General features: G+C 71.3%; 19 protein-coding genes. All 19 read right to left on the reverse strand.

From position 1 onward, the window contains the following. Positions 1–137 precede the first annotated feature (137 nt). The 19 genes from P0Y31_RS08915 to P0Y31_RS09005 all read right to left on the reverse strand — a co-directional run bounded on the left by P0Y31_RS08915 (position 138) and on the right by P0Y31_RS09005 (position 24,162). The gene (locus P0Y31_RS08915; RefSeq protein WP_275868434.1) at positions 138–2,270 is read right to left on the reverse strand and encodes a S9 family peptidase; all 2,133 of its coding nucleotides are present in this window, start codon (positions 2,268–2,270) and stop codon (positions 138–140) included. Positions 2,271–2,332: 62 nt separating this feature from the next. Continuing rightward, positions 2,333–5,896, reverse strand: coding sequence for a DNA polymerase III subunit alpha (gene dnaE / locus P0Y31_RS08920; protein ID WP_275868436.1), 3,564 nt, complete (start codon positions 5,894–5,896; stop codon positions 2,333–2,335). Positions 5,897–6,124: 228 nt separating this feature from the next. After that, positions 6,125–7,048 carry an RluA family pseudouridine synthase gene (locus P0Y31_RS08925; RefSeq protein WP_275803604.1) on the reverse strand — a complete coding sequence of 308 codons (924 nt, stop codon included), beginning with the start codon at positions 7,046–7,048 and terminating at the stop codon, positions 6,125–6,127. Beyond that, on the reverse strand, positions 7,041–7,637 hold the full coding sequence (gene lspA, locus P0Y31_RS08930; RefSeq protein ID WP_275868438.1) for a signal peptidase II: 597 nt from the start codon (positions 7,635–7,637) through the stop codon (positions 7,041–7,043). The genes P0Y31_RS08925 and lspA overlap by 8 nt, the downstream gene beginning before the upstream one ends. After that, entirely contained in the window at positions 7,610–8,674 is a 1,065-nt protein-coding gene (locus P0Y31_RS18585) for a TraR/DksA C4-type zinc finger protein (protein WP_345803622.1), read from the reverse strand. Before P0Y31_RS18585 ends, lspA begins: the two co-directional genes overlap by 28 nt. A 185-nt stretch (positions 8,675–8,859) precedes the next feature. Next, positions 8,860–9,927, reverse strand: a complete 1,068-nt coding sequence (locus tag P0Y31_RS08940) for a DivIVA domain-containing protein (RefSeq protein ID WP_275868440.1) — start codon at positions 9,925–9,927, stop codon at positions 8,860–8,862. 86 nt (positions 9,928–10,013) lie between these two features. Continuing rightward, positions 10,014–10,301, reverse strand: coding sequence for a YggT family protein (locus tag P0Y31_RS08945; RefSeq protein ID WP_275868442.1), 288 nt, complete (start codon positions 10,299–10,301; stop codon positions 10,014–10,016). Positions 10,302–10,344: 43 nt separating this feature from the next. Then, positions 10,345–10,830, reverse strand: a complete 486-nt coding sequence (gene sepF, locus P0Y31_RS08950; protein ID WP_275803614.1) for a cell division protein SepF — start codon at positions 10,828–10,830, stop codon at positions 10,345–10,347. A gap of 61 nt (positions 10,831–10,891) precedes the next feature. Further along, positions 10,892–11,593, reverse strand: a complete 702-nt coding sequence (locus P0Y31_RS08955; RefSeq protein WP_275868444.1) for a YggS family pyridoxal phosphate-dependent enzyme — start codon at positions 11,591–11,593, stop codon at positions 10,892–10,894. Then, on the reverse strand, positions 11,590–12,315 hold the full coding sequence (pgeF, locus tag P0Y31_RS08960) for a peptidoglycan editing factor PgeF (RefSeq protein WP_275868446.1): 726 nt from the start codon (positions 12,313–12,315) through the stop codon (positions 11,590–11,592). Before pgeF ends, P0Y31_RS08955 begins: the two co-directional genes overlap by 4 nt. Before the next feature lie 120 nt (positions 12,316–12,435). Next, on the reverse strand, positions 12,436–13,740 hold the full coding sequence (gene ftsZ, locus P0Y31_RS08965; RefSeq protein ID WP_275868448.1) for a cell division protein FtsZ: 1,305 nt from the start codon (positions 13,738–13,740) through the stop codon (positions 12,436–12,438). Positions 13,741–14,074: 334 nt separating this feature from the next. Then, the gene (locus P0Y31_RS08970) at positions 14,075–14,824 is read right to left on the reverse strand and encodes an FtsQ-type POTRA domain-containing protein (protein WP_275868449.1); all 750 of its coding nucleotides are present in this window, start codon (positions 14,822–14,824) and stop codon (positions 14,075–14,077) included. Beyond that, the gene (gene murC / locus P0Y31_RS08975) at positions 14,821–16,257 is read right to left on the reverse strand and encodes a UDP-N-acetylmuramate--L-alanine ligase (RefSeq protein WP_275868450.1); all 1,437 of its coding nucleotides are present in this window, start codon (positions 16,255–16,257) and stop codon (positions 14,821–14,823) included. The genes P0Y31_RS08970 and murC overlap by 4 nt, the downstream gene beginning before the upstream one ends. Further along, entirely contained in the window at positions 16,254–17,366 is a 1,113-nt protein-coding gene (gene murG, locus P0Y31_RS08980; RefSeq protein ID WP_275868451.1) for an undecaprenyldiphospho-muramoylpentapeptide beta-N-acetylglucosaminyltransferase, read from the reverse strand. Before murG ends, murC begins: the two co-directional genes overlap by 4 nt. Beyond that, positions 17,363–18,631, reverse strand: coding sequence for a putative lipid II flippase FtsW (gene ftsW / locus P0Y31_RS08985; RefSeq protein ID WP_275868452.1), 1,269 nt, complete (start codon positions 18,629–18,631; stop codon positions 17,363–17,365). Before ftsW ends, murG begins: the two co-directional genes overlap by 4 nt. A 2-nt stretch (positions 18,632–18,633) precedes the next feature. Then, on the reverse strand, positions 18,634–20,136 hold the full coding sequence (gene murD, locus P0Y31_RS08990) for a UDP-N-acetylmuramoyl-L-alanine--D-glutamate ligase (RefSeq protein ID WP_275868453.1): 1,503 nt from the start codon (positions 20,134–20,136) through the stop codon (positions 18,634–18,636). After that, positions 20,133–21,215 (reverse strand): phospho-N-acetylmuramoyl-pentapeptide-transferase, encoded by a 1,083-nt coding sequence (mraY, locus tag P0Y31_RS08995; RefSeq protein WP_275803628.1) that lies wholly within the window; start codon positions 21,213–21,215, stop codon positions 20,133–20,135. The genes murD and mraY overlap by 4 nt, the downstream gene beginning before the upstream one ends. Beyond that, complete coding sequence (gene murF / locus P0Y31_RS09000) at positions 21,212–22,627, reverse strand: UDP-N-acetylmuramoyl-tripeptide--D-alanyl-D-alanine ligase (RefSeq protein WP_275868454.1); 1,416 nt, start codon at positions 22,625–22,627, stop codon at positions 21,212–21,214. Before murF ends, mraY begins: the two co-directional genes overlap by 4 nt. Next, complete coding sequence (locus P0Y31_RS09005; protein WP_275868455.1) at positions 22,624–24,162, reverse strand: UDP-N-acetylmuramoyl-L-alanyl-D-glutamate--2,6-diaminopimelate ligase; 1,539 nt, start codon at positions 24,160–24,162, stop codon at positions 22,624–22,626. The genes murF and P0Y31_RS09005 overlap by 4 nt, the downstream gene beginning before the upstream one ends. Positions 24,163–24,166: the final 4 nt, after the last annotated feature.

Below are 24,166 nucleotides of genomic sequence, written 5' to 3' on the forward strand. Positions count from 1 at the left end.
CGTTCCACGAAAAGCCCACCCCTTACAGGCCCCTGCTTCCCAGACGAGAGTAGACCCGCCGCGTCACCCGCGCGACGTTATGGACAGATCCGCCGGACTTGCCAGATCCGCCAGTTCCGTCACTCCGCGGGGGGCGGCTACCTGCCGTCACCGGTGCTCGGCGCGGCCTCCGGGGCGACCTGGTCGATGAGGAAGGCCCACTCCCATCCGACCTGCCGCCAGGCGTCGTAGCGGCCGCTCTTTCCGCCGTGTCCGGCCACCATCTCGGTGCGCAGGAGGATGGGCCGCTGCGCCGGGTCGTTGGTGACCGTCTCCCGTAGGCGGGCCACCCACTTGGCCGGCTCGGTGAAGAAGACGCGGGTGTCGTTCAGGCTCGTGGTCGCGAGCACCGCGGGGTATCGCACCGGGCGGAGGTTCTCGTACGGCGTGTACTCCTTCATGTAGGCGTACACCTCCGGGTCCTCGAGCGGGTTGCCCCACTCCTCCCACTCCACCACCGTGAGCGGCAGGCTCGGGTCGAGGATGGTGGTGAGCGCGTCCACGAAGGGCACCGAGGCGTGGACCGCCCGGAACCTCTCGGGGGCAAGGTTGACGGCAGCGCCGATGAGCAGCCCGCCGGCCGAGCCGCCTTCTGCCGCGAGGCGGTCCGGCGCGACCCAGCCGGAGTCCACCAGGTGCGCAGCGCAGTCGACGAAGTCGGTGAAGGTGTTCTTCTTGGAGAGCAGCTTCCCCTGGTCGTACCACGCCCGGCCCATCTCCCCGCCCCCGCGGACGTGCGCGATGGCGTAGACGAAGCCGCGCTGCAGCAGGGACAGCCGCGCCACGGAGAAGTACGGGTCCGAGGACGCCTCGTAGGAGCCGTATGCCGTGAGCATGCCCGGGTGGGTGCCGTCCGGCTCGGTGCCCCGTCGGTAGACGAGCGACATCGGCACCTTGGTGCCGTCGCGGGCGGTCACCCACTCGCGGCGCTGCTCGAAGTCCTCTGGGTCGTAGCCGCCACGCACCTCCTGGCGCTTGAGCACGGTGAAGCCGCGGCTTGCGACGTCGTAGTCGGAGACCGTCTTCGGCGTCACCATCGACTCGAACACCACCTGGATGCTCGGCGTCGAGCTCTCCGGGTTGTCGCCGAGACCGACCTGGTAGACCGGCTGGTCGAACGGCAGGTCGTGGCCCGCGCCGAAGCCGGCCTCCGCCGTCTCGTTGCGCGGGAGCAGGCGAAGCGCCGTGAGCCCGTCGCGGCGCAGCGACAGCACGGCGAAGTCGTCGAAGGCGTCGACGCCCTGGAACCGCTCGCCCTTCTCGGCCTCCAGCAGCGGGCGCCACTGCTCGTGGCTGGTGCAGTCGAGCGGCGCCCAGGCGAGGTCCGAGTCGGGGTTGTCGGCGTTGTGAACGATCAGCAGCCGGTCACGGGCCGGCTCCACCTCGTACTCCACGCCCTCACGGCGAGGCGCGACGATGCGGAACTCAGCCGTCGGGTCGGCGGCGTCGAGCAGCCGCACCTCGGAGGTGGTCTTGGAGCCGATGCCGATCATCAGCCACCGGTCGTCGCGCGAGGTGCCGACACCCATCCAGAACCGCGGGTCGACCTCCTCGTAGACCAGCACGTCCTGCTCCGCCGGGGTGCCCACCTCGTGGCGCCAGACCTGATGTGGGCGCCACGACTCGTCGACCCGGGTGTAGAGGACGTGGTTCGCGTCGAGGGAGAACGCGCAGCCGTAGCCGATCTGCGTCACGGCCTCGTCGACCACGGAACCGGTGTCGAGGTCCTTGATGCGCAAGGCGAACCTCTCGTCGCCCTGGGTGTCCACGGCATACGCGAGCCACCGGTGGTCGGCGCTCACGGTGAGCGCCCCGAGCGAGAAGAAGTCGTGGCCCTGCGCCTCGACGTTGCCGTCGAGCAGGACCTGCTCGCCCTCGACCTCGCTGCCCGGCTCCGGCTCGGGACGGCTGGGGTGTGCGCTGACGGGCGCCCGGCAGTGGGCGGCGTACTGCGCTCCCTCGAACGTGCGTGTGTAGTACCACCAGCCGCCGCTGCGCACCGGCACGCTCAGGTCGGTCTCCAGGGTCCGGGACCGGATCTCCTCGAACAGCGCCTGCCGCAGCGGCTCGAGGTGCGCCGTCATCTCCTCCGCATAGGCGTTCTCGGCCTCCAGGTGCGCGATGACCTCGGGGTCGGACTTGTCGCGGAGCCACGCGTAGTGGTCGATGACGCGGTCGCCGTGGTGCTCGCGGACGTGCTCGCGGCGGGGCGCGGAGGGCGGGGTCGGCATGGGAGCACTGTATGCCGCGGGGCTCGGCGGCCCGGCCATCGCTCCCTGCGTGGCCGGGGCGGCTACCCGGAAAGGCAGCGCGAGCCGAGGATGACCTTCAGGTCGCCGAACAGCGCCTCGGTGGCGTTGACCCGGTAGCTGTCGTCGAGCTTCATCAGGACAGACCGGCCCGCCTGGCTGAGGCGGACGTGCACCTCCGTGGAGCCCGGGTGCGAGCTGAGCACGTTCTTGAGCTGCTCGATCTTGCCCGTGGTCGCCCGGGTCGTCTCCATGGTCACCACCACGGGACCGCGCGGGCCGTCGGTGATGTCGGGGAGGATCAGGTCGGAGGCGTAGATCGAGACCGAGTCGTCGCGGCGGTTGACCCGGCCCTTGACCGCCACGACCTTGTCGTGGCCGAGCATCGTCGAGACGGTCATGTAGGCGGACGGGAAGAACAGGCACTCGATGGCGCCCTCGAGGTCCTCGACCGTGACGATCGCCCAGAGGTCACCCTTCTTGGTGCGCTTGACCTGCAGGCCGGTGATGAGCCCGGCGATCTGGACGGTCGACCCCTCGGGCTTGCCGTCCTCGCCGGTCAGCGAGGCGATCGAGGTGTCTGCGTGCTGGGAGAGCACGTGCTCGATGCCGAAGAGCGGGTGGTCGGAGACGTAGAGACCGAGCATCTCGCGCTCGAAGCCGAGCAGGGTCTGCTTGTCCCACTCGGTCGTGGGGATCGGGGGCAGCACCGACACGTCGAAGGCGTCCCCACCGGCGTCGTCGTCGCCGAACCCGCCGAACAGCGAGTCCTGCCCGATGGCCTCCTGGCGCTTGATGTCGATGAAGTGGTCGATGTAGTCCTCGTGGACCCGGGCGAGGCCCTGGCGGGTCTCGCTCATCCCGTCGAACGCGCCGCCGCGGATCAGCGACTCGACGGTGCGCTTGTTGCACACCACCGCAGGACACTTGGAGAGGAAGTCCTTGAAGGAGGTGAAGCGGCCCTTCTCCTCGCGGGCTGCGACGATGGCGTCGACGACGTTGCGGCCGACGTTGCGGATGGCCTCGAGGCCGAAGCGGATGTCGGTGCCGACCGCGGCGAAGTTGGCGACCGACTCGTTGACGTCGGGCGGGAGCACCTTGATGCCCATGCGGCGGCACTCACCGAGGTACAGCGCCGACTTGTCCTTGTCGTCGCGGACGCTGGTGAGCAGGGCGGCCATGTACTCGGCCGGGTAGTTGGCCTTCAGGTAGCCGGTCCAGTAGGAGACCAGGCCGTAGGCGGCGGTGTGCGCCTTGTTGAACGCGTAGTCCGAGAACGGCAGGAGGATGCCCCACAGGGTCTTGATCGACTCCCTGGAGTACCCGTTGTCGAGCATCCCCTTCTCGAAGTTGACGTATTCGGCGTCGAGCACCTCCTTCTTCTTCTTGCCCATCGCGCGCCGGAGCAGGTCCGCGTTGCCGAGGGTGTAGCCCGCGAGCTTCTGGGCGATCTCCATGACCTGCTCCTGATAGATGATCAGGCCGTAGGTCATGCCCAGGATGGGCTCGAGCGCCTCGGTGAGCTCGGGGTGGATGTAGTCGATGTCCTGCTTGCCGTTCTTGCGCAGCGCGAAGTTGGTGTGCGCGTTGGCGCCCATCGGGCCGGGGCGGTAGAGCGCGAGCGCCGCCGAGATGTCCTCGAAGTTGTCGGGCTGCATCAGGCGCAGGAGCGAGCGCATGCCGCCGCCGTCGAGCTGGAAGACGCCGAGGGTGTCACCGCGGCCGAGCAGGTCGAAGGTGGCGCGGTCGGTCATGTCCTTGGACAGCGCGTCGAGGTCGATCTCCTCGCCGCGGTTGGCCCGGATGTTCTCGATGGCGTCGTCGAGGATCGTGAGGTTGCGCAGGCCCAGGAAGTCCATCTTGACCAGGCCGAGCGTCTCGCAGCTCGGGTAGTCGAACTGGGTGATGATCTGGCCGTCCTGCTCGCGGCGCATGATCGGGATCACGTCGATGAGCGGCTCGCTCGACATGATGACACCGGCCGCGTGGACGCCCCACTGCCGCTTCAGGCCCTCGAGACCCAGCGCGGTCTCGACGACCTCCTTCGCGTGGGGCTCGGCCTCGACGAGCTGGCGGAACTCCAGGCCCTCGCCGTAGCGGGGGTGCTCGGGGTTGTAGATCCCCGAGAGGGGCACGCCCTTGCCCATGACGTCCGGCGGCATGGCCTTGGTGAGCTTCTCGCCCATCGAGAAGGGGTGGCCCATGACGCGCGAGGCGTCCTTGACGGCCTGCTTGGCCTTGATGGTGCCGTAGGTGACGATCTGGGCGACGCGCTCCTCGCCGTACTTCTCCGTCACGTACCTGATGACCTCGCCCCGCCGGCGCTCGTCGAAGTCGACGTCGAAGTCGGGCATCGACATGCGCTCGGGGTTGAGGAAGCGCTCGAAGATCAGGCCGTGCGGGATCGGGTCGAGGTCGGTGATCTTCATGGCGTACGCGCACATGGAGCCCGCACCCGAACCACGGCCCGGGCCCACCCGGATGCCGTTGTTCTTCGCCCACTGGATGAAGTCGGCGACGACGAGGAAGTACCCGGCATACCCCTTGCTGACGATGACGTCGATCTCGAACTTCGCCTGGGTGCGCGCGTAGTCGGGCACGCCCTCGGGGAAGCGCTCGTGCAGGCCCTTCTCGACCTCCTTGACGAACCACGACTCCTCGTTCTCCCCCGGCGGGCAGGGGAAGCGCGGCATGTAGCGGCCCTCACCCTCGGTGAACGAGACCTCGCACATCTCGGCGATGAGCAGGGTGTTGTCACAGGCCTCCGGCAGCTCGCGCCAGACGTGGCGCATCTCCGCGGGGCTCTTGAGGTAGAAGTCGTCGGCGTCGAACTTGAACCGGTTGGGGTCCATCAGCGTCGAGCCGGACTGCACGCACAGCAGCGCCGCGTGGGACTTGGCGTCCTCGGCCTTGGTGTAGTGCAGGTCGTTCGTGGCGACCAGCGGCAGGTTCAGCTCGCGGGCCAGGCGGATGAGGTCCTTCTGCACCTGCCGCTCGATGCCGAGGCCGTGGTCCATCAGCTCGCAGAAGAAGTTCTCGGCGCCGAAGATGTCACGGAAGTCCGAGGCCGCCTGCACGGCCTGCTTCCACTGGCCCAGGCGCAGGCGGGTCTGGATCTCGCCGGACGGGCATCCCGTCGTGGCGACCAGGCCCTGGCCGTAGGTCTGGAGCAGCTCCTTGTCCATGCGGGGCTTGAAGTAGTAGCCCTCGAGGCTGGCCAGGCTCGACATGCGGAAGAGGTTGTGCATGCCGTTGTTGTTCTTCGCCAGCAGCGTCATGTGGGTGTAGGCACCCGAGCCGGAGACGTCGTCGCGGCCGCCGTCGCCGTACTTGACCCGCGTCTTGTCGGTGCGGTGCGTGCCCGGCGTCAGGTAGGCCTCCACGCCGATGATCGGCTTCACGCCGTACTTGCGCGCCTTGGACCAGAACTCGTAGGCCCCGAAGACGTACCCGTGGTCGGTGGTGGCCACCGCCGGCATGCCCATCTCGGCCGCCGTCGTGAACAGGTCGTCGATCCTCGCCGCCCCGTCGAGCATCGAGTACTCGGTGTGGACGTGCAGGTGGACGAAGCTGTCCTTGGACGAGGGCGAGGCGGGCTGTGCTGACATCGTCGACGATCATAAGCCGCCGCACCGACACCCTTCGGCGTGTCGCCTCGAGTGTCGCCCAGGTCTCGCAGAGAGCGCCCCTGCGGGTCGCTGGGACCTTTATCGGGTCACCCGACAAAGGTGCGCCTCACCCGAGGTGCCACCAGGGGGCAAGTGCCTCTTCATCGGGTCACCCGACAAAGGCACACGTATGCCGCGGGGCTGGGCCCCGCGGCATACCGTCGCCTCTCAGAGCAGGTCGAGCGCCTTCTGCAGGTCTGCCGGGTAGGGGCTGGTGAAGCTGACGTACTCCCCCGTGCCGGGGTGCTCGAACCCGAGGCCCACCGCGTGCAGCCACTGCCGCTCCAGGCCGAGCCGGGCCGCGAGCTTCGGGTCCGCCCCGTAGGTGAGGTCGCCCACGCAGGGGTGGTGCAGCGCCGCGAAGTGCACCCGGATCTGGTGGGTGCGGCCCGTCTCGAGGTGGATGTCGATCAGGGACGCCGCCCGGAACGCCTCCATGACCTCGTAGTGCGTCACGCTCGGCTTGCCGGACTCCATCACCGCGAACTTGTAGTCGTGGTTCGGGTGGCGGCCGATCGGCGCGTCGATGGTGCCCACGACCGGGTCGGGCAGGCCCTGCACGAGGGCGTGGTAGGTCTTGTCGACCGTGCGGGACCGGAAGGCCTGCTTGAGGCGGCTGTAGGCGTACTCGCTCTTGGCGACCACCATCAGGCCGCTGGTGCCCACGTCGAGGCGCGAGACGACGCCCTGCCGCTCGCTGGCGCCCGACGTGGCGATCCGGTAGCCGGCGGCTGCCAGCCCGCCCACCACGGTGGGGCCGGTCCAGCCGACGCTCGGGTGGGCGGCGACGCCCACGGGCTTGTCGACCACGACGATGTCGTCGTCGTCGTGGATGATCGTCATGCCGGGCACGGGCTCGGCGATGACCTTCAAGGTGGGGCTCGCGTCGACCGCCGGGAGGGTGACCTCGAGCAGGTCTCCGGCCGCGACACGGTCGGACTTGCCGGCAGGCTGGTGGTTCAGCTGCACGTCACCGGACTTGGCGAGGTCGGCCGCACGGGTTCGCGAGACGCCGAACAGGCGCGCCAGCGCGGCGTCGACGCGCTCCCCCTCGAGCCCGTCGGGGACGAACAGGGTGCGGGTGTCACTCATGTCCGGCCTCGTGCCTGCCGTGCTCGGGCCGTGCGCCGTCGACACCGATCCCCATCGTCGCCAGCACCGCGATGACACCGGCGGCGCCAACGATCGCTATGTCGGCGACGTTGCCGATGAACCAGCCGAAGTAGTCGATGAAGTCCACCACGTGGCCACGACCGGGACCGGGCTCGCGGAAGACGCGGTCGGCCAGGTTGCCCAGCGACCCGCCGAGCAGGAGCCCGAGCGCCCACGCCCACGCGGTGCTGCCGAGGCGCCGCGCGGTGACGAGGATGAAGACGAGCACGCCACAGGCGATGAGCGTCAGGACCCACGTCGCCCCGGTGCCGATGGAGAAGGCGGCCCCGGGGTTGCGGATCAGGTTGAGCCGGATCAGCGAGCCGACGAGGTCGACCGGGTCACCGGGGGTCAGGGAGCGCAGCGCCCACAGCTTGCTCAGCTGGTCCAGCAGCAGCACCACGGCGGCGGTGCCTCCGAGGACGGCGAAGAGCCGGCTGCGCTGAAGGGCGGAGGTGTCGGTTGTCTGCTCGGGCGGGGTGGTCTCGTCGTGCGCAGCGATCAGCGGCGCTCCTGCTTCATCTTGCATGGCATGCATAGGGTCGCACGAGGAGCGGCCTGAAGGCGAAGTTTGCCGATCGGGTTGCCGCAGGACTCGCAGATCCCGTACGTGCCGTCGTCGAGGCGCTCGAGCGCGTGGAGGTTCTGGATGAGCATCTCGCGGGCGTTGTTGGCCACCGAGATCTCGTGCTCGCGCTCGAACGTCATGGCTCCGGCGTCGGCCTGGTCGTCACCGGCCCCGTCGCCTCCGTCCCGCATGAGCCCCACGAGGTCGGCCTCCGCCACCTTGATCTCCTCGCGCAGGTGCGCCACGTCGCCCTCGATGGAGGCCCGCACCTCGGCGAGCTCCTTGGCGGTCCACGGCGTCTCGTCCTCGCGCACCCGGAGCGTCGCCGCTGCGGCGGGCTGCTTCGACCGGCCGGCGGCTGCGCTCTTCCTCGCCGCAGTGGCCTTCTTGACGGGTGCGGCCTGTGCCGGGACGGCCTTCTTGGCGGGCGTCGTCTTCTTCATGGGAGCGGCTTTCCTTCCAGGAGGAGCCTGGGTGGCTGGGGCCTTGGTAGCGGTAGTGGTACCGGACCGGCCGGTTGTGGGGGCAGGGGCCTTGGTACCGGGTTTCGCGGCCGCGGCGGTCCTGCCGGCCGCCGCGGTCTTCTTGGCCGGGGCCGCCTTCTTGGCCGCCCCGGTCTTCTTCGCCGTGGCTGCGGACTTCGCGGCCGGGGCCGCCTTCTTGGCCGCCGCGGTCTTCTTGGTCGGGGCCGCCTTCTTGGCCGCCCCGGTCTTCTTCGCCGTGGCCTTCGGGGTCGTGGCCTTCTTGGCCGCGGTCTTCGTCGTCGTGGCCTTCTTGGCCGTGGTCTTCGTCGTCGTGGCCTTCTTGGCCGTGGTCTTCGTGGCGGCGAGCGTCGCAGCCGTCGAAGCCTTGACCCCTGGGCGTGACGTCGTTGCCTTCTTCACCGCGGCCTTGACCGCAGAGCGCGCCTTCTTCGCCACCGCACTGGCCGGCGAGACCTTCTTCGACGCGTTCGTGCCACTCCTCGTCCCGGCGGCGTCAGCCGTCCGTGCAGCCATAGCAGGCCCCTTGGGTCGCAGTGCGCCCGTCCCCACGAGCGCGGTCAGGTCCCGCGAGGATAGATCCTGGGGCGCCGGTACTCAACGGCAAAACGCGTTGGGTTTCCGCAAAAACGCCGAAGGCGCCGACCGCGCACATCCGTGCTGGTCGGCGCCTTCTGGCGACTGCTTGCGTGGAAGGCTGCTCAGCCCTGCTGCTCGTCCTGCCCCTCGCGCTTGGGCTCGAGGTCGACCCCCGTGTGGTCGAGCTGCTCGAGCTGGCCCTCGATGTAGGACTTCAGGCGCGCCCGGTAGTCGCGCTCGAAGCCGCGCAGCTCCTCGATCTTCTTCTCGAGAAGCCCGCGCTCACGGTTGAGCTGCTCGAGGATCTGAGCCTTCTTCTGCTGCGCTTCGTGCACCATGCCGGTGGAGCGCTCCCGAGCCTCGGTGATCATCTGCTCATGGCGCGTGGTGGCGTCCTTGATCAGCTCGTCGTGGCGGGTCTGCGCCGTGGCGAGCAGCTCGTCGTGGCGCGCCTGACCGGTCTCCACGAGCTCGTCGTGGCGGGCCTGGCCCTCGGAGATCAGCCGGTCACGGGTGGCCTCGCCCTCACCGACGTGCTCGTCGTGCAGGCGCTGCGCCAGCGCGATGAGGCTGGCAGCGCTCGCACCGCCGCCGGCGGCGGCGGCACCGAGCTCGGAGGCAGTCTCGACCGGCGCGGCCTGGGCCTGCTGGGCCCGAGCCTGCTGCTGGGCCTCGGCCTGCTGGGCCAGCTGCTGGGCCTGCTGCTGAGCCTGCTGCTGGGCCTGCTGCTGGGCCTGGGCGGCCTCGGCGGCCCGCTGCTCGGCCGCAGCCTGCTGCTCCGCCGCCGCGCGCATCCGCTCCTGCGCCGCCTTCTCGGCCTCCTCCGCGCGGCGCGTGGCGGCCGCGATGCGCTCCTGGGCGGCCTTGTCGGCCTCCTCGGCACGCGCCTGCAGGGTCGCGATGCGCTCCTGGGCCTGGGCGGCAGCCTTCTCCTGGGCCGCCTCGGCCTCCTTCGCGGCGGCGGCCTTGCGGGCCTCGGCCTGCGCGTCGGGCTTGGCGACCGGAGCCATGCCCTTGCTCTGGCGGCACTCGTTCAGCTGCTCGCGGAGGTCGTCGTTGTCCTTGATGAGACGACGCATCTCCGCCACGACCTCGTCGAGGAAGTCGTCGACCTCGCGTTCGTCATAGCCCCGGCGGAACTGGGTCGGCGTGAAGTTCTTGTTGAGGACATCCTCGGGCGTGAGCGCCATGTAGTCACCTCGGTTGGCAGGTCAGAAGCAGTGCAGTCGCAAGCATCCCAGAGACTGGGGCGCCCTTCACCCTATTGGATGGCCGCTCAGCTCTGGATGACCCCCATGAGGATGGAGACCCCGAGCATCAGGATGAGGAAGGCGAGGTCGATGCGCACCGACCCCAGGCTCAGGGGCGGCACGACCCTGCGAATCGCCTTCAGCGGCGGGTCGGTCACCGAGTAGATCAGCTCGGCGATGACCAGCATGACCCCGCGTGGCCGCCACTCGCGGGCGAACACCTGCACCCAGTCGAGGATCAGCCGCCCGATGAGCAGCACGAAGAAGATGTACAGCAGGAAGTCGAGGATGCTGCCGACGACGCCGAGTCTCATGGCGGTCAGCGTGCCACGTCAGGCGGGGGCCCGGGTGGGCGGGTCAGCTCTGGTTGAACAGGCCGCGCGCCGGGACGGCGCTCGAGCCCTCCTCGGCGGAGACCTCGACGTGCGACGGCGAGAGCAGGAACACCTTGGAGGTCACGCGCTCGATGGACCCGTGCAGGCCGAAGACGAGACCGGCGGCGAAGTCGACGAGGCGCTTGGCGTCGGCGTCGTCCATGTCGGAGAGGTTCATGATCACCGGCGTCCCGTCGCGGAAGCTCTCACCGATGTTCTTGGCCTCGTTGTAGGTGCGCGGGTGGATCGTCGTGATCCGGTTCAGCCCGCCGACCTCGACGTCGCGCACGACTGCAGCCACCGGCGTGCGCTGAGGCAGCGGCGTGACGGCAGCTGAGCGCTCCTGCTGCGGCTCGCGGTGCGCCTCGCGGTGGGGCTCGTCGTAGTCGTACTCGTCGTAGCCCTCGTAGCGCTCGTCGTCCTCAGCGAGCCCGAGGTACACCATCGTCTTGCGCAGCGCCCCTGCCATGAGAGCTCCCTTTGGTCTGTCGTGCGGTCGTTCACGAGAACGATCGGGTTCGCGCCTGAAGTTACCGAAGTGACGGACGAGATCCGAGGATTGCGCTGCCGACACGCAGGTGTGTCGCCCCGTGGGCGATGGCGGCCTCGAGATCGGCGCTCATCCCCGCCGAGACCCACGTGGCCCGCGGGTGCGTCGCCCGTATGCCGTCGGCCACCTCTCGCAGCCGGCCGAACGCGGGTGCCGGGTCGGCGCCGAGCGGCGCGACCGCCATCACGCCGAGGAGCTCGAGGTCCGGCGCCTGCGCGACCGCGTCCGCCACCAGCGGGGCGTCCTCGGGCCGAGCGCCGGCGCGCCCCTCGTGGTCGCCCTCGTCGAGCGAGACCTGAACCAGCACGCCGAGGCGCCTGCCCGCGCGGTGGGCTCCCCTCTGCAGTGCCTCGACGAGGCGCAGCCGGTCCACGGACTGGACGACGTCGGCATACTCCGCGACCGCCGCCGCCTTGTTGGTCTGGAGCTGACCGATGAAGTGCACCGTGAGCAGGTCGCGGTGCCGCAGCCGCGCCACCTTCTCCACCGCCTCCTGGTGGCGGTTCTCCCCCACGTGCCGCACGCCGAGCTCGGCGAGCAGGTCGGCATCAGTGGCCGGGAAGAACTTCGTCACCGCGACGAGCTCGACGTCGTCAGGGCTGCGGTCCGCGGCGGCGCAGGCCCGCTCGATGCGTCCGCGGACCCCTGCCAGTCCGGCCGCCAGCTCGTCGCGCCGCGTCACGCCGCCACCAGCTGCACCACGCCGGCGAACCTGCCGGTCTGGCGGTCCCGCCGGTACGAGTACAGCCGCGCGGACTCCCGGGTGCAGCCCGGAACCCACTGCACGGCAACGTTGTTGGCGCGCAGCTGCGACACAACCCCCGCGGCGACGTCGATGGCCGGCGTGCCCGTCCACGAGACGGCGCAGGTCTCGGGCGAGACCTCGGCCGCCGCGTCGCGCATCTGCGCCGGCACCTCGTAGCAGCGCCCGCACACCGACGGGCCGACGGCAGCGGTGATGGTGCGCGCACCGGCCTCACGCATCACCGTCACCGCCCGGTCGACGATGCCGCCGGTCATGCCCGGGCGCCCGGCGTGCACCGCGCCCACCACCCCGGCCTCGGCGTCGGCCAGCAGCACCGGGGTGCAGTCGGCGACGAGCACGGCGAGGGCCAGGCCCGGGGTGGCCGTGACCACGCCATCCGCCACCGGCGCCTGCCCGCCCGGCCACGGACCGTCGGCCACGACGACCTCGACCCCGTGGCACTGGTTGAGGTAGAGCACCTGCTCGGCCCCGCGGCCAAGAGCCCCGGCGAGGGCTTCGCGGTTCGCCGCCACGGCTTCGGGCTCGTCGCCCACGTGGCCGCCGAGGTTGAGCGAGTCGAAGGGTGCGCCGCTGCGGCCACCCTCCCGGTCGGTGAAGGCCCACTCGACGGGTACGGAACGCTCACGCCAGAAGAACACAGGCGACACCGTATGACACCGGGGGTGACGCGCGGCCCGCGCACACCCCCCACAACGAGGAGGCCGCCCGGATGACTCCGGGCGGCCTCACCACCGTCGCGGACGACGGCGCGCTGGGTGCTACTTGAGGAAGTCGGGCACGTCGAGCTCGTCGGCGTCGTCGAACGTGACGGTGCGCGGCGGCCGCGCCGCCTGCTCCTGCTGGGCCGGCTGCACCGCGGGGGCAGGGTGACCGGCCTGGCCGTTGCCCGGGACCGGCTGCGCCTGGCCGTTCGAGTGCTGCACCGGCTGGGGCACCTGCTGCGGGGCGGGCCGCGGGGCCGGCTGCTGCTGGGCCGGCGGGAACATCGGCACCTGCTGCTGCGGGCGCTGCTGGGCCTGCACCTGCTGCGGCTGCTGGACGGGGGCCGGCTGCTGCGTGCGCTGGGTGGCTCCCTGGATCTGGCCGATGGCCCGCTCGTCGTTGCGCTTGATCGGCGCCCCGCCGTCGAAGCCGGCGGCGATGACGGTCACCCTGACCTCGTCGCCGAGCGCGTCGTCGATCACCGCGCCGAAGATGATGTTGGCCTCCGGGTGAGCCGCCTCCTGCACCAGTCGCGCGGCCTCGTTGATCTCGAAGAGGCCGAGGTCGCTGCCGCCCTGGATCGAGAGCAGCACCCCGTGCGCGCCGTCGATGCTGGCCTCGAGCAGCGGCGAGGAGATCGCGAGCTCGGCAGCCTGCACGGCGCGGTCGTCGCCGCGGGAGGACCCGATGCCCATGAGGGCCGAGCCGGCGCCCTGCATGACCGACTTCACGTCGGCGAAGTCGAGGTTGATCAGGCCGGGCGTGGTGATCAGGTCGGTGATGCCCTGGACGCCCGAGAGCAGCACCTGGTCGGCGCTGCGGAACGCGTCGAGCATGGAGACGGCCCGGTCGCTGATCGACAGGAGCCGGTCGTTCGGGATGACGATGAGGGTGTCGACCTCCTCGCGGAGGTTGAGGATGCCCGACTCCGCCTGGTTGGCCCGACGGCGGCCCTCGAAGGTGAACGGGCGGGTGACGACACCGATGGTCAGCGCCCCGAGGCCCTTGGCGATCTTGGCGACGACGGGGGCGCCACCGGTGCCGGTGCCGCCGCCCTCGCCGGCGGTCACGAAGACCATGTCGGCCCCCTTGAGGACCTCCTCGATCTCCTCCGCGTGGTCCTCCGCGGCCTTCTTGCCGACCTCGGGGTCGGCGCCGGCGCCGAGGCCCCGCGTGAGCTCGCGGCCCACGTCGAGCTTGACGTCGGCGTCGCTCATGAGCAGCGCCTGTGCGTCGGTGTTGATGGCGATGAACTCGACGCCCTTCAGGCCAACCTCGATCATGCGGTTGATGGCATTGACGCCACCACCGCCGATGCCGACGACCTTGATGACGGCCAAGTAGTTCTGTGGTGCAGCCACGTCGGTGGGCCTCTCCTGAAAGCGTTTCTGGGTGGTTCGTGCCGGCACGATCGCACTTGCAGCCCCGAGCGGTAACGCCGAGCCAAAGTCTCAGTGTCCACTAGAGGGTTAGAATTATGTCAACCCTGCCGTCGCAGACGCTATGCGCAAGGGGTGGGGCAAGCAACCGCCGCCCCCGCGTGTCGCGAGACTGGTGGACGGACTTTTTGCCAGGCCCCTGCCCGACTGCGGATGGCGTGTCACAGCAGCCACACAAGCCTCTACCGTCACTCTACGTCGAGGCTCCCCCGGCCCCGCAACCGGCCCCGCGACCGGGCCCGGCTCCCGCATCGTGTCAGCGGGTCACGGGGGTGTCGGGTGCACTCACGTCGATGAGCTTCGGACGCGTCTTGAGCAACGCGACCATCACCGTCAGCTTCTTCTCGGGCTGTCCCACGCCGCCCCAGACGACCGTGGTCCCCCGCACGCGCAGGGTCACCAGGTTGGCGCCGCTCACGGTCACCTTGGTGGTCTGCTTCTGCAGCGCCGGTGGCAGCACCTCCATGACGTCGACGGCCGCGAGCAGGGCGTCCTTCGAGAGGGCGTCGTCGGAGGCCGCGTCGACCATCGGCACGCCCTTGGGCGCGGTGCGGACCTGCGCGTACGCCACCCCACGCGAATCCACAACGTGAAGTTGACCTTGAGGGTTCTTTGCGACGAGGACCGGAACCCGCGGGCTCGCGTGGATCACCAGGGTGCTCGGCCACGAGCGCTCGATCGAGACGTTGGCCAGCGTCGCCCGCTGCCGCACCCGGTCGGCGATCGCCTCGTCGTCGACCCGCACCATGGGCGTGCCCATGGGCACCGCCGCCAGACGGGTGATGGGTGCGACCTCGGCCGAGGGGACGCCCACCACCTCCACCGCGCGCACGGCGAGCACCGGGCTGAAGGCCACCAGCCAGACCAGGCCGGCCAGCACGAGGACCGTCCCCACCGCCCATGCCGTCAGCCGCCACGGCCGGCGCCGGACCTGGTCGGCGCGGCGCTGGAAGCGGGCACGCGAGGATGCCAGCCCCCGCTGGGGCAGGGTTGCGCGGCCGCTCATGCGCCGTGGAGGGACCGCAGGATCTCGGGCCCGAGCATGGTGACGTCACCGGCGCCGACGGTCATGACCAGGTCGCCGGGGCGGGCGCGGCCGGCAGCCTCCCCTGCCACTGCGGACCAGGACGAGACCACCTCGATGTCGGCACCGGGTCGCAGCGCGCGCAGCTCCTCGGCGATCAGCTCCGAGGAGACCCCGGGGATCGGGTCCTCGCGGGCGCCGTAGACCTCCATGAGCACCACGCTGTCGGCGGGGGCGAGGGCGGCGGCGAACTCCTTGGCGAAGTCGCGGGTGCGCGAGTACAGGTGGGGCTGGAACACCACGATGAGCCGGCCGTCGCCGACCAGCTCGGCGGCCGTCTCGACGACAGCGGCAACCTTCCCCGGGTTGTGGGCGTAGTCGTCGACCACGCTGACCCCGGCGGCGGTGCCCTTGGGCTCGAACCGCCGGCGCGTGCCGGTGAAGGAGAAGAGCCCCTCGAGGACGCTCGCCGGGTCCTGGCCGAGGCCCTGCGTCGCCGCGGTGAAGGCCGCCGCCGCGTTGAGCAGGTTGTGGCGACCGGGGATGTTGACCCGCAGGTCCCAGGACCTGCCGCCGGCGTCGCGCAGCGGCACCTTCCCCATGAGCCCGTGGGTGACCGGCTCGCCGAGGACGACGTCCGCCCCGGGGGCCCAGCCGTAGGTGAGCACCCGCAGACCCGCCGCCCGCGCGCCCTCGGCGAGGGCGAGCGAGCCCGGGTCGTCGTGGCAGGCCACGAGCAGGCCGCCGGCCTGCACGGAGCCGGCGAACTCGGCATACGCGGCCTTGACGTTCTCGAAGGTGCCGTAGAAGTCGAGGTGGTCGGGCTGGACGTTGGTGACGACTGCGACCTCGGGGCGGTAGACGAGGAACGACCCGTCGCTCTCGTCGGCCTCGGCGACGAACACCTCGCCGGTGCCCCAGTGGGCGTTGGTGCCGTGCTTGGCCAGCTCACCGCCCGCGGCGAACGACGGGTCGGCGCCGCAGTGCTGGAGCGCGACCGTGAGCATCGACGTGGTCGTGGTCTTGCCGTTGGCGCCGGCGACGGCGACGCGGCGCGAGGACGCCATCGTGCTGGCCAGCGCCTGCGAGCGGTGCAGCACCCGCAGCCCACGCTCGCGGGCGGCGGCGAGCTCGACGTTGCCCTCGCGGATCGCTGACGAGATGACCACCGTGTCGACGCCCTCGAGATGCGCGGGGTCGTGGCCGACGTGCACGTCGGCACCCTCGGCCGCCAGCGCGGCCATGACGGGCGAGTCCTTCGCGTCCGAGCCGCTCACCGCGCAGCCGCGGGCCAGCATGACCCGCGCGACCCCGGACATCCCGGCACCGCCGATGGCGATGAAGTGCACGCGCCCGAGCTCGTCGAGGGTGGGCACCGGGACCCGGAAGTCGAAGCGGGAGTTGGCGCCGTTCATCGACGGCTCCTCGGGGACTCGGCGAAGGCACGGGCCACCATGTCGGCGAGCAGCTCGTCGGCCCCGCGCTCCCCCACCCCTGCCGCTGCCTCGCCCATGGCGTGCAGGCGGTCGGCGTCGCTCACCAGCGGGATGAGGTGGGTGTCGATCCACTCAGGGGTGAAGGCCGCGTCGTCGACGAGGATGCCGCCGCCGGCGGCGACCACGTCGGCGGCGTTGAACCGCTGCTCGCCGTTGCCGATCGGCAGCGGCACGTAGACCGCGGGCAGGCCCACGGCGGTCAGCTCGCACACGGTGTTGGCCCCGGCTCGGGCCACGACGAGGTCGGCCGCGGCATACGCCAGCTCCATGTGGTCGGCATAGGCCGCCACGACGTACGGCGGGCCGGAGACCTCCGAGACCGGTTCGAACTCCTTGCCCAGCCCGGTGACGTGCAGCACCTGGATGCCGGCCGAGCGCAACGCGTCGACCCGCTCCTGGAAGGCGTGGTTGAGCCGCTGCGCACCGAGCGAGCCGCCCGTGACGAGCAGCGTGGGCCACTGCGGGTCGAGGCCGAAGGCGTCGAGTCCCTCCCCCCGTCGGGCGCTCCGGTCGAGCATCGCGATCTCCTGCCGCAGCGGCATGCCCACCACCGTGGCTCCGCGCAGGGCGGTGGAGGCGAAGGTCGTGGCGACGTGCCGGGTGAAGCGGGCCCCGAGCCGGTTCGCGAGGCCGGGCCGGGCGTTCTGCTCGTGGATGACGATCGGGATGCGGCGCCGGTGGGCGGCGAGGTATGCCGGCGTGGAGACGTAGCCGCCGAAGCCCACCACCACCTCGGCACCCGTCTCGTCGATGGCCCGGCCGGCGGCGTCGACCGCGGCCCGCAGGTTGCGGGGAAGCCTGGCGAGGTCACCGGAGGGCCGGCGCGGCAGGGGCACCTTCGGGATGGTGCGCAGCTCGTAGCCGCGCGCCGGGACCAGCCGGGCCTCGAGGCCCTGCTCCGTGCCCAGCGCGGTGACCCGGATGTCCGGCTCACGACGGCGCAGGCAGTCGGCGAGGGCGAGCAGGGGTGAGACGTGGCCGGCTGACCCCCCACCAGCCAGCAGCACCGAGGGGGGAAGAGCGGTCACCGGTCCCCCTTCCGGGCTCGGCCGACGGACAGGGCGGGAAGCACGGCGAGCGAGCGGCGCACCACCGAGGGCCGCGCGGCGAGGGCCTCGGCGCAGCCGGGCTCGCTGCGGGCGAACGACAGCAGCATCCCCAGGGCCAGCATCGTCGTCACCAGCGATGAACCACCGGAGGAGACGAGGGGCAGAGGGACACCGATGACGGGCAGCAGGCCGATCACCGCGCCGATGTTGACCATGGCCTGCACGACGATCCACGCCATGACGCCGCCGGTCGCGACGCGGATGAAGAAGTCGTCGGTGCGCAGGACGATGCGGTAGCAGACCAGCGCCAGCGCGGCGAACAGCGCGAGCACCACGAGGGTGCCGGGCAGGCCGAGCTCCTCGCCGATGATGGCGTAGATGAAGTCGTTGTGCGGCTCCGAGAGCCACTGCCACTTCTCGCGGCTGGCGCCGAGGCCGACGCCCCACCAGCCCCCGTCGGCCAGTGCGTACCGGCCGTGGAGTGGCTGTCGGGCGGCGCCGAACGGGTCGGTGTCGCGGCCGAGCCACACGTCGAAGCGGGCAAGCCGGTTGGGGCTGGTGAGGATCATGGCCCCGGCCATGAGCGTGAAGGCGACGATGCCACTGGCGAACAGCTTCCAGGAGACGCCTGCGGTGAACAGCACGGCCGCCACGATCGCGCACATGACGATGACGGTGCCCAGGTCGTGCCCGAGCAGCACGAGCCCGATCGCCACGACGGCGAAGGGGAAGAGGTAGGGCACCACGACGTGCTTGACGCTGCCGAGCAGCTTGCGCTTGCGGGTCAGCACCGCGGCGCCGAACAGGACGAGCCCGAGCTTGCCGAACTCGGACGGCTGGAGGGTGAACGAGCCGACGCCGATCCAGTTGGTGTTGCCGTTGACGCTCTTGCCGAGCGGGGTGAACACGAGCAGCTGCAGCGCCATCGCCCCGAGGAGCGCAGGCACGGCCAGCAGCTTCCACCGGGACACGGGGATGCGCGAGGCGACGGCCATGAGGACGGCTCCGACCACCGCGAACTGCGCCTGGCGCATCGCGATCGTGTAGGAGGAGTCGCTGCTCTTGTACGACACGATGGCCGAGGCGGACAGCACCATGATCAGGCCGATGACCACCAGCACCGCGGTGACGCTGAGCAGCACGTAGTAAGAGGTCACCGGGGACTCGAGGCGCTGCAGCCACGCGGACATGCGGCCGGTCTCGGTGTGGCGTGCCTTCCCCGCGGAGGCTGTGGCACTGCTCACGGCTACTCCCCCTCGGCGCGGGACGCCCGTCGGGCGACGGCCTCGGCGAAGGCATCACCACGGGCGCCGTAGTTCTCGAACATGTCCATGGAGGCCGCCGCCGGCGCGAGCAGGACGACGTCGCCCGGCTGGGCGAGGCCGGCCGCGTGGGCCACGACGAGGTCCATGACCCCAGTGTCCGTGGTGGGGACGTCGACCACCGGCACATCCGGCGCGTGTCGGGCCAGCGCCTCGGCGATCTGAGCCCGGTCGCGGCCGATCAGCACCACCGCGCGCAGGTGGGACGCCGCGTCGCGCACGAGGTCGTCGACATCGGCGCCCTTGAGCAGTCCACCGGCCACCCAGACCACGTGCTCGAAGGCCCGCAGCGAGGACGCCGCGGCATGCGGGTTGGTGGCCTTGGAGTCGTCGACGTAGCGCACCCCGTCGACGATGCCGGCGTCGGCTATCCGGTGCGGGTCGGGCGTGAAGCTGCGCAGCCCGTCGCGGACGGCCACGGGCGGCACGCCGTAGGCCCTGGCCAGCGCGGCGGCGGCGAGCGCGTTCGCAAGGTAGTGCGGCGCGAGCGTGGCCTGGCTCCCCTGCACGTCCTTGAGGGTGGCGAGCTCGGCGGCCGACGTCTGGCGCTGCTCGACGAAGGCGCGGTCGGCGACGACGTCCTCGACGACGCCCACCATCGACAGCCCGGGCACCCCGAGGGTGAAGCCGACCGCCCGGCAGCCCTCCTGCACGTCGGCGTCCATGACCAGCTGCTCGGTGACCGGGTCCTGCACGTTGTAGACGCAGGCGACCTTGGTGTTCTCGTAGACCCCGCCCTTGGCCCGGGTGTACTCCTCGAACGAGCCGTGCCAGTCGACGTGGTCGGGGGCGACGTTGAGGCAGGCCGACGCGTGCGGGGCCAGCGACTGCGACCAGTGCAGCTGGAAGCTCGAGAGCTCGACCGCGATCACGTCGAAGGGCTCCGGGTGCAGCACCGCCTCGAGGATCGGCGTCCCGACGTTGCCGGCGCTGGTGGCCCGCAGGCCGGCCGCCCTCAGCATCGAGGCGAGCATGTTGACGGTGGTGGTCTTGCCGTTGGTGCCGGTGACCGTGAGCCACGGGGCGGCGCCCACCTCCGGACGCATCCGCCAGGCCAGCTCCACCTCGCCCCACACCGGTATGCCGGCCTGCGCGGCCTGCGCGAGGAGCGGCTGGTCCGGGCGCCACCCTGGTGAGGTGACGACGAGGTCGAGCGGCGTCTCGTACGGCAGGTGCGCCACGTGCTCGGCGCCGAGCCGGACGTCGACGCCGAGGATGTCGAGGATGTTGGCGCGCTCGCGCAAAGCCTTGCTCTGCTCCGGGTCGCCGCCGTCGACGGCGATGACCCGGGCGCCGCGTTCCTGCAGCGCGTCGGCGGCCGCGAAGCCGCTCAGCCCGATGCCTGCGACGAGCACCCGCAGCCCGCTCCAGTCGGCGCCGGCGCTGGTCAGCCCGTCCAGTCGTCCCCCGAGAGGTGCACTGCTCACGTTGTTCCCACTACCCACTCTGCATAGAACAGCCCGAGGCCCAGGGCCACGAACAGCCCGGCGATGATCCAGAACCTGATGACGATGGTGACCTCGTTCCACCCCACCAGCTCGAAGTGGTGCTGGAGGGGCGCCATCCGGAACACGCGCTTGCCTGTCAGCTTGAACGACCCGACCTGGATGATCACCGACAGGGTGATGGCGACGAAGAGGCCGCCCAGGATCACGACGAGCAGCTCGGTGCGGGTCGTGATCGCCAGGCCCGCCAGCGCGCCGCCGAGCGCCAGCGAGCCGGTGTCGCCCATGAAGATCTTCGCCGGCGAGGCGTTCCACCAGAGGAAGCCGAAACAGGCGCCCATCCCGCAGGCGGCCACGACGGCGAGGTCGTGGGCGTCACGCACCTCGTAGCACTTGATGCCGGGGTTGGTCTGGCAGTTCTGGTTGAACTGCCAGATGCCGATGAGGACGTAGGCGGCGAAGACCATCACCGAGGCCCCGGTGGCCAGGCCGTCGAGGCCGTCGGTGAGGTTCACGCCGTTGGAGGTGCCGGCGATCATGAGGTTGGCCCAGATGACGAACAGGATCAGGCCCAGGATCGTCCCGGCGAAGGCCAGGTCGAGGTTGGTGTCGCGGACGAACGAGATGTGCGTCGAGGCAGGGGTGCGCGACTTCTCGTTGGGGAACTGCAGCGCCAGAACCGCGAACAGCACGGCCACCAGGGTCTGCCCGGCGAGCTTCTCCCCCGAGCGCAGCCCCAGGCTGCGCTGCTTGCTGATCTTGATGTAGTCGTCGAGAAAGCCCACGAGGCCGAGGCCGCCCATGAGGAAGAGCACGAGAAGCCCGCTCATCGTCACCGGTGTCAGGGTCACCAGGTGGGCGACGCCGTAGGCCAGCAGCGACGCCGCGATGATGACCGCCCCGCCCATGGTCGGCGTGCCGCGCTTGGTGTGGTGCGAGGTCGGGCCGTCGTCGCGGATGAACTGGCCGTAGCCGCGACGCACCAGGAACTTGATGAACATCGGCGTGCCGAAGAGCGCTGCGACCAGGGAGACCACGGCCGCGATCAGGACAGCCTTCACGTCGTGCTGCCTTCCTTCGTGTCGGCCAGTCGGTCTCCGAGCCACCGTAGCCCGGCGTCACGGCTGGACTTGAGCAACACGACGTCGCCGGGGGCGAGTTCTCGCTCCAGGAGGTCGTAGGCGGCGTCCGCGTCGGGCACCCAGGTGGCCTCGTCGCCCCACGACCCCTCGTGCTGGGCGCCGGTCGCCATCGGGCGCGCCGTCTCCCCCACGACCACGAGGCGCGAGATGTTGAGCCGCACGGCGAGCCGGCCGATGGCATCGTGCTCGGCGGTGGACTCCTCGCCCAGCTCGAGCATCGAGCCCAGCACGGCCCAGGTGCGCCGGCCGTGCCCCATGGCGACGAGGGCCTTCAGGGCCGCCCGCATGGAGTCGGGGTTGGCGTTGTAGGCGTCGTTGACGACGGTCACGCCGTCGGGCCGGTCGGTGACCTCCATCCGCCAGCGGCTGGCGGGCGTGGCGGTGGCCAGGGCCGCGGTGGCGGTGGCGGGCTCGAGGCCGCACTCCAGGGCGACCGCCAGCACGGCCAGCGCGTTGCCGACGTGGTGCTCGCCGTGCAGGGGCAGCGTCACCCGCAGCGGCGCGTCGAGCCCGTGGCCGGAGACGGTGAACGAGGGGCGGCCGGCGCTGTCGAGCTCGATGTCGGTGGCGCGCAGCCCGGCCTCGGGGCTGGTGCCGACGAGGAGCGTGCGGGCGTCCGTCGTGGCGGCCATGGCTGCGACCACGGGGTCGTCGGCGTTGAGCACGGCCAGCCCGTCGGGCCGGAGCGCCGCGACCAGCTCGGACTTGGCTCGCCCGATCGCCTCGCGGGAGCCGAACTCGCCCACGTGGGCGCTGCCGACGTTGAGCACGACGCCGATGTCGGGGGCGGCGATGCCCGTGAGGTACTCGATGTGCCCGATGCCCCGGGCGCCCATCTCGACGACGAGGAACCTGGTCTCCGGCGTGATGCGGCAGACGGTGAGCGGCACGCCGACCTCGCTGTTGAGCGAGCCGACCGGTGCGACCGTGGTGTCAGCCGCCGAGAGCACGCTCGCGAGCAGGTCCTTGGTGCTCGTCTTGCCCGACGAGCCGGTGATGCCGATGACCGTGACGTCGGGGTGCGCAGCCAGGACCCCCCGGGCGAGCGCGGCGAAGCCCTCCTGCACGTCCTCGACGACCACGCACGGCAGCTCGTCCACCTCCCGGGTGGTCAGCGCGGCGACCGCGCCTGCCTGCCCCGCTGCACCGACGAACCGGTGGCCGTCCATGGCCTCGCCCACGCGAGCGACGTAGAGCCCGCCGGGCCCCGCCTCGCGCGAGTCGGTGACGACCGGGCCGTCGATGACGAGGGCGGCCGCGCGCTCGTCGTCGACGCCGTGCAGCCGTCCCCCGGTCAGGTCTGCGATCTCCCTCAGCGACAGGGGGATCATGCCTCTGCCCCCAGGGTGATGAGCTGCTGCAAGGCCTTGCGCACTTCCTCACGGTCGTCGAACGGGTGGATGGTGCCGGCCACCTCCTGGCCGGTCTCGTGGCCCTTGCCCACGACGGCGACCGTGCTGCCCGGACCGGACCGGTATGCCGCGTGGACGGCCTGCGGGATGGCCAGCGACCGGCGCTCCACGTCGTGGAGCTCCGCAGCCGTGCCGGCCTCCCGCGCCCCGGCGAGGACGGCGGCGCGGATCGCGGCCGGGTCCTCCGAGCGGGGGTTGTCGTTGGTGACGAAGACGAGGTCGGCGTGCTCGGCGGCGGCACGGCCCATGGCCGAGCGCTTGCCCCGGTCGCGGTCTCCTCCCGCACCGAGCACGACGACGAGGCGGCCCGGCGTCGTGGGGCGCAGGGCCCGCAGGGCAGCGGCGACCGCCTCGGGGGTGTGGGCGTAGTCGACCACGACCCGCGGCAGGTGCTCCCCGCCTTCGACCGTGACCTGCTCCATGCGACCCGGCACGTGGGGGTCGGCGGCGCAGGCGCGCTCGACCTCGGCCGGGCCGTGGCCGGACACGAGCAGCGCCAGGGCCGCGAGGGCCGTGTTGACCCGGTTGAAGTCGCCGGGCAGCGCCGAGCGCAGCCGCAGCGTCGTGGTGCCGTCGGCCAGGGTGAACGCCATGGGGTCGGCGTGGTCGGCGACCAGCTGCCAGTCGGCGGCCACGTCGGGTCGCGAGGAGAGCGTGGTGACCGGCACCGTGGCCAGGCCCGCCAGCTCCCTGCCCCACTCGTCGTCGACGCACACGACGCCCTGCCGTGAGCGCTCCGGGGTGAACAGGGCCGCCTTGGCCAGGAAGTACTCGCGCATCCCGCCGTGGAAGTCGAGGTGGTCCTGCGAGAGGTTGGTGAACAGGGCCACGTCGTAGACGACGCCGTCGACGCGGTGCAGGTCGAGGGCGTGGCTCGAGACCTCCATGACGCAGGCGTCGAGGCCGCGCTCGGCCATGACGGCCAGCAGGGCGTGCAGGTCGGTGGTCTCCGGTGTCGTGCGCACGCTCTTGACGCGCTCGTCGCCGATCCGCGTCTCCACGGTGCCGATGAGCCCCGTGGTCTGCCCCAGGGCTCCGAGGGCGGAGCTCACCAGGTAGGCGGTGGTCGTCTTCCCGTTGGTGCCGGTGATGCCGTACAGGCGCAGCGGCAGACGCTGCGTGCCGTAGACGAGGGAGGACACCGAGCCCAGCACCGCACGGGGTTCGTCCACGACCACGCGGGGGACGTCGACGCCGCCGTCCTCGAGCAGCGCCCCTCCGGCCGGGTCGGTCAGCACCGCGACCGCCCCGCGCTCCACCGCCCCGGACGCGAAGGCGGCGCCGTGCGCGTTCGCGCCCGGCAGGGCGGCATACAGGTCCCCCGGGACCACGGCCCGCGAGTCGAGCGTGACGCCGGTGACCGCCGCCTCGGCGTCGGGCGCCCGCACCCCCAGCAGGGCTGCCACGTCCGCGAGCAGGGTGGCTCGCACGGTCGCGGGGCGGGGGGTGGACACGAAG

Origin of the sequence: Knoellia sp. 3-2P3 (genome assembly GCF_029223115.1) — a bacterium.
Classification (GTDB): Bacteria; Actinomycetota; Actinomycetes; order Actinomycetales; family Dermatophilaceae; genus Pedococcus_A.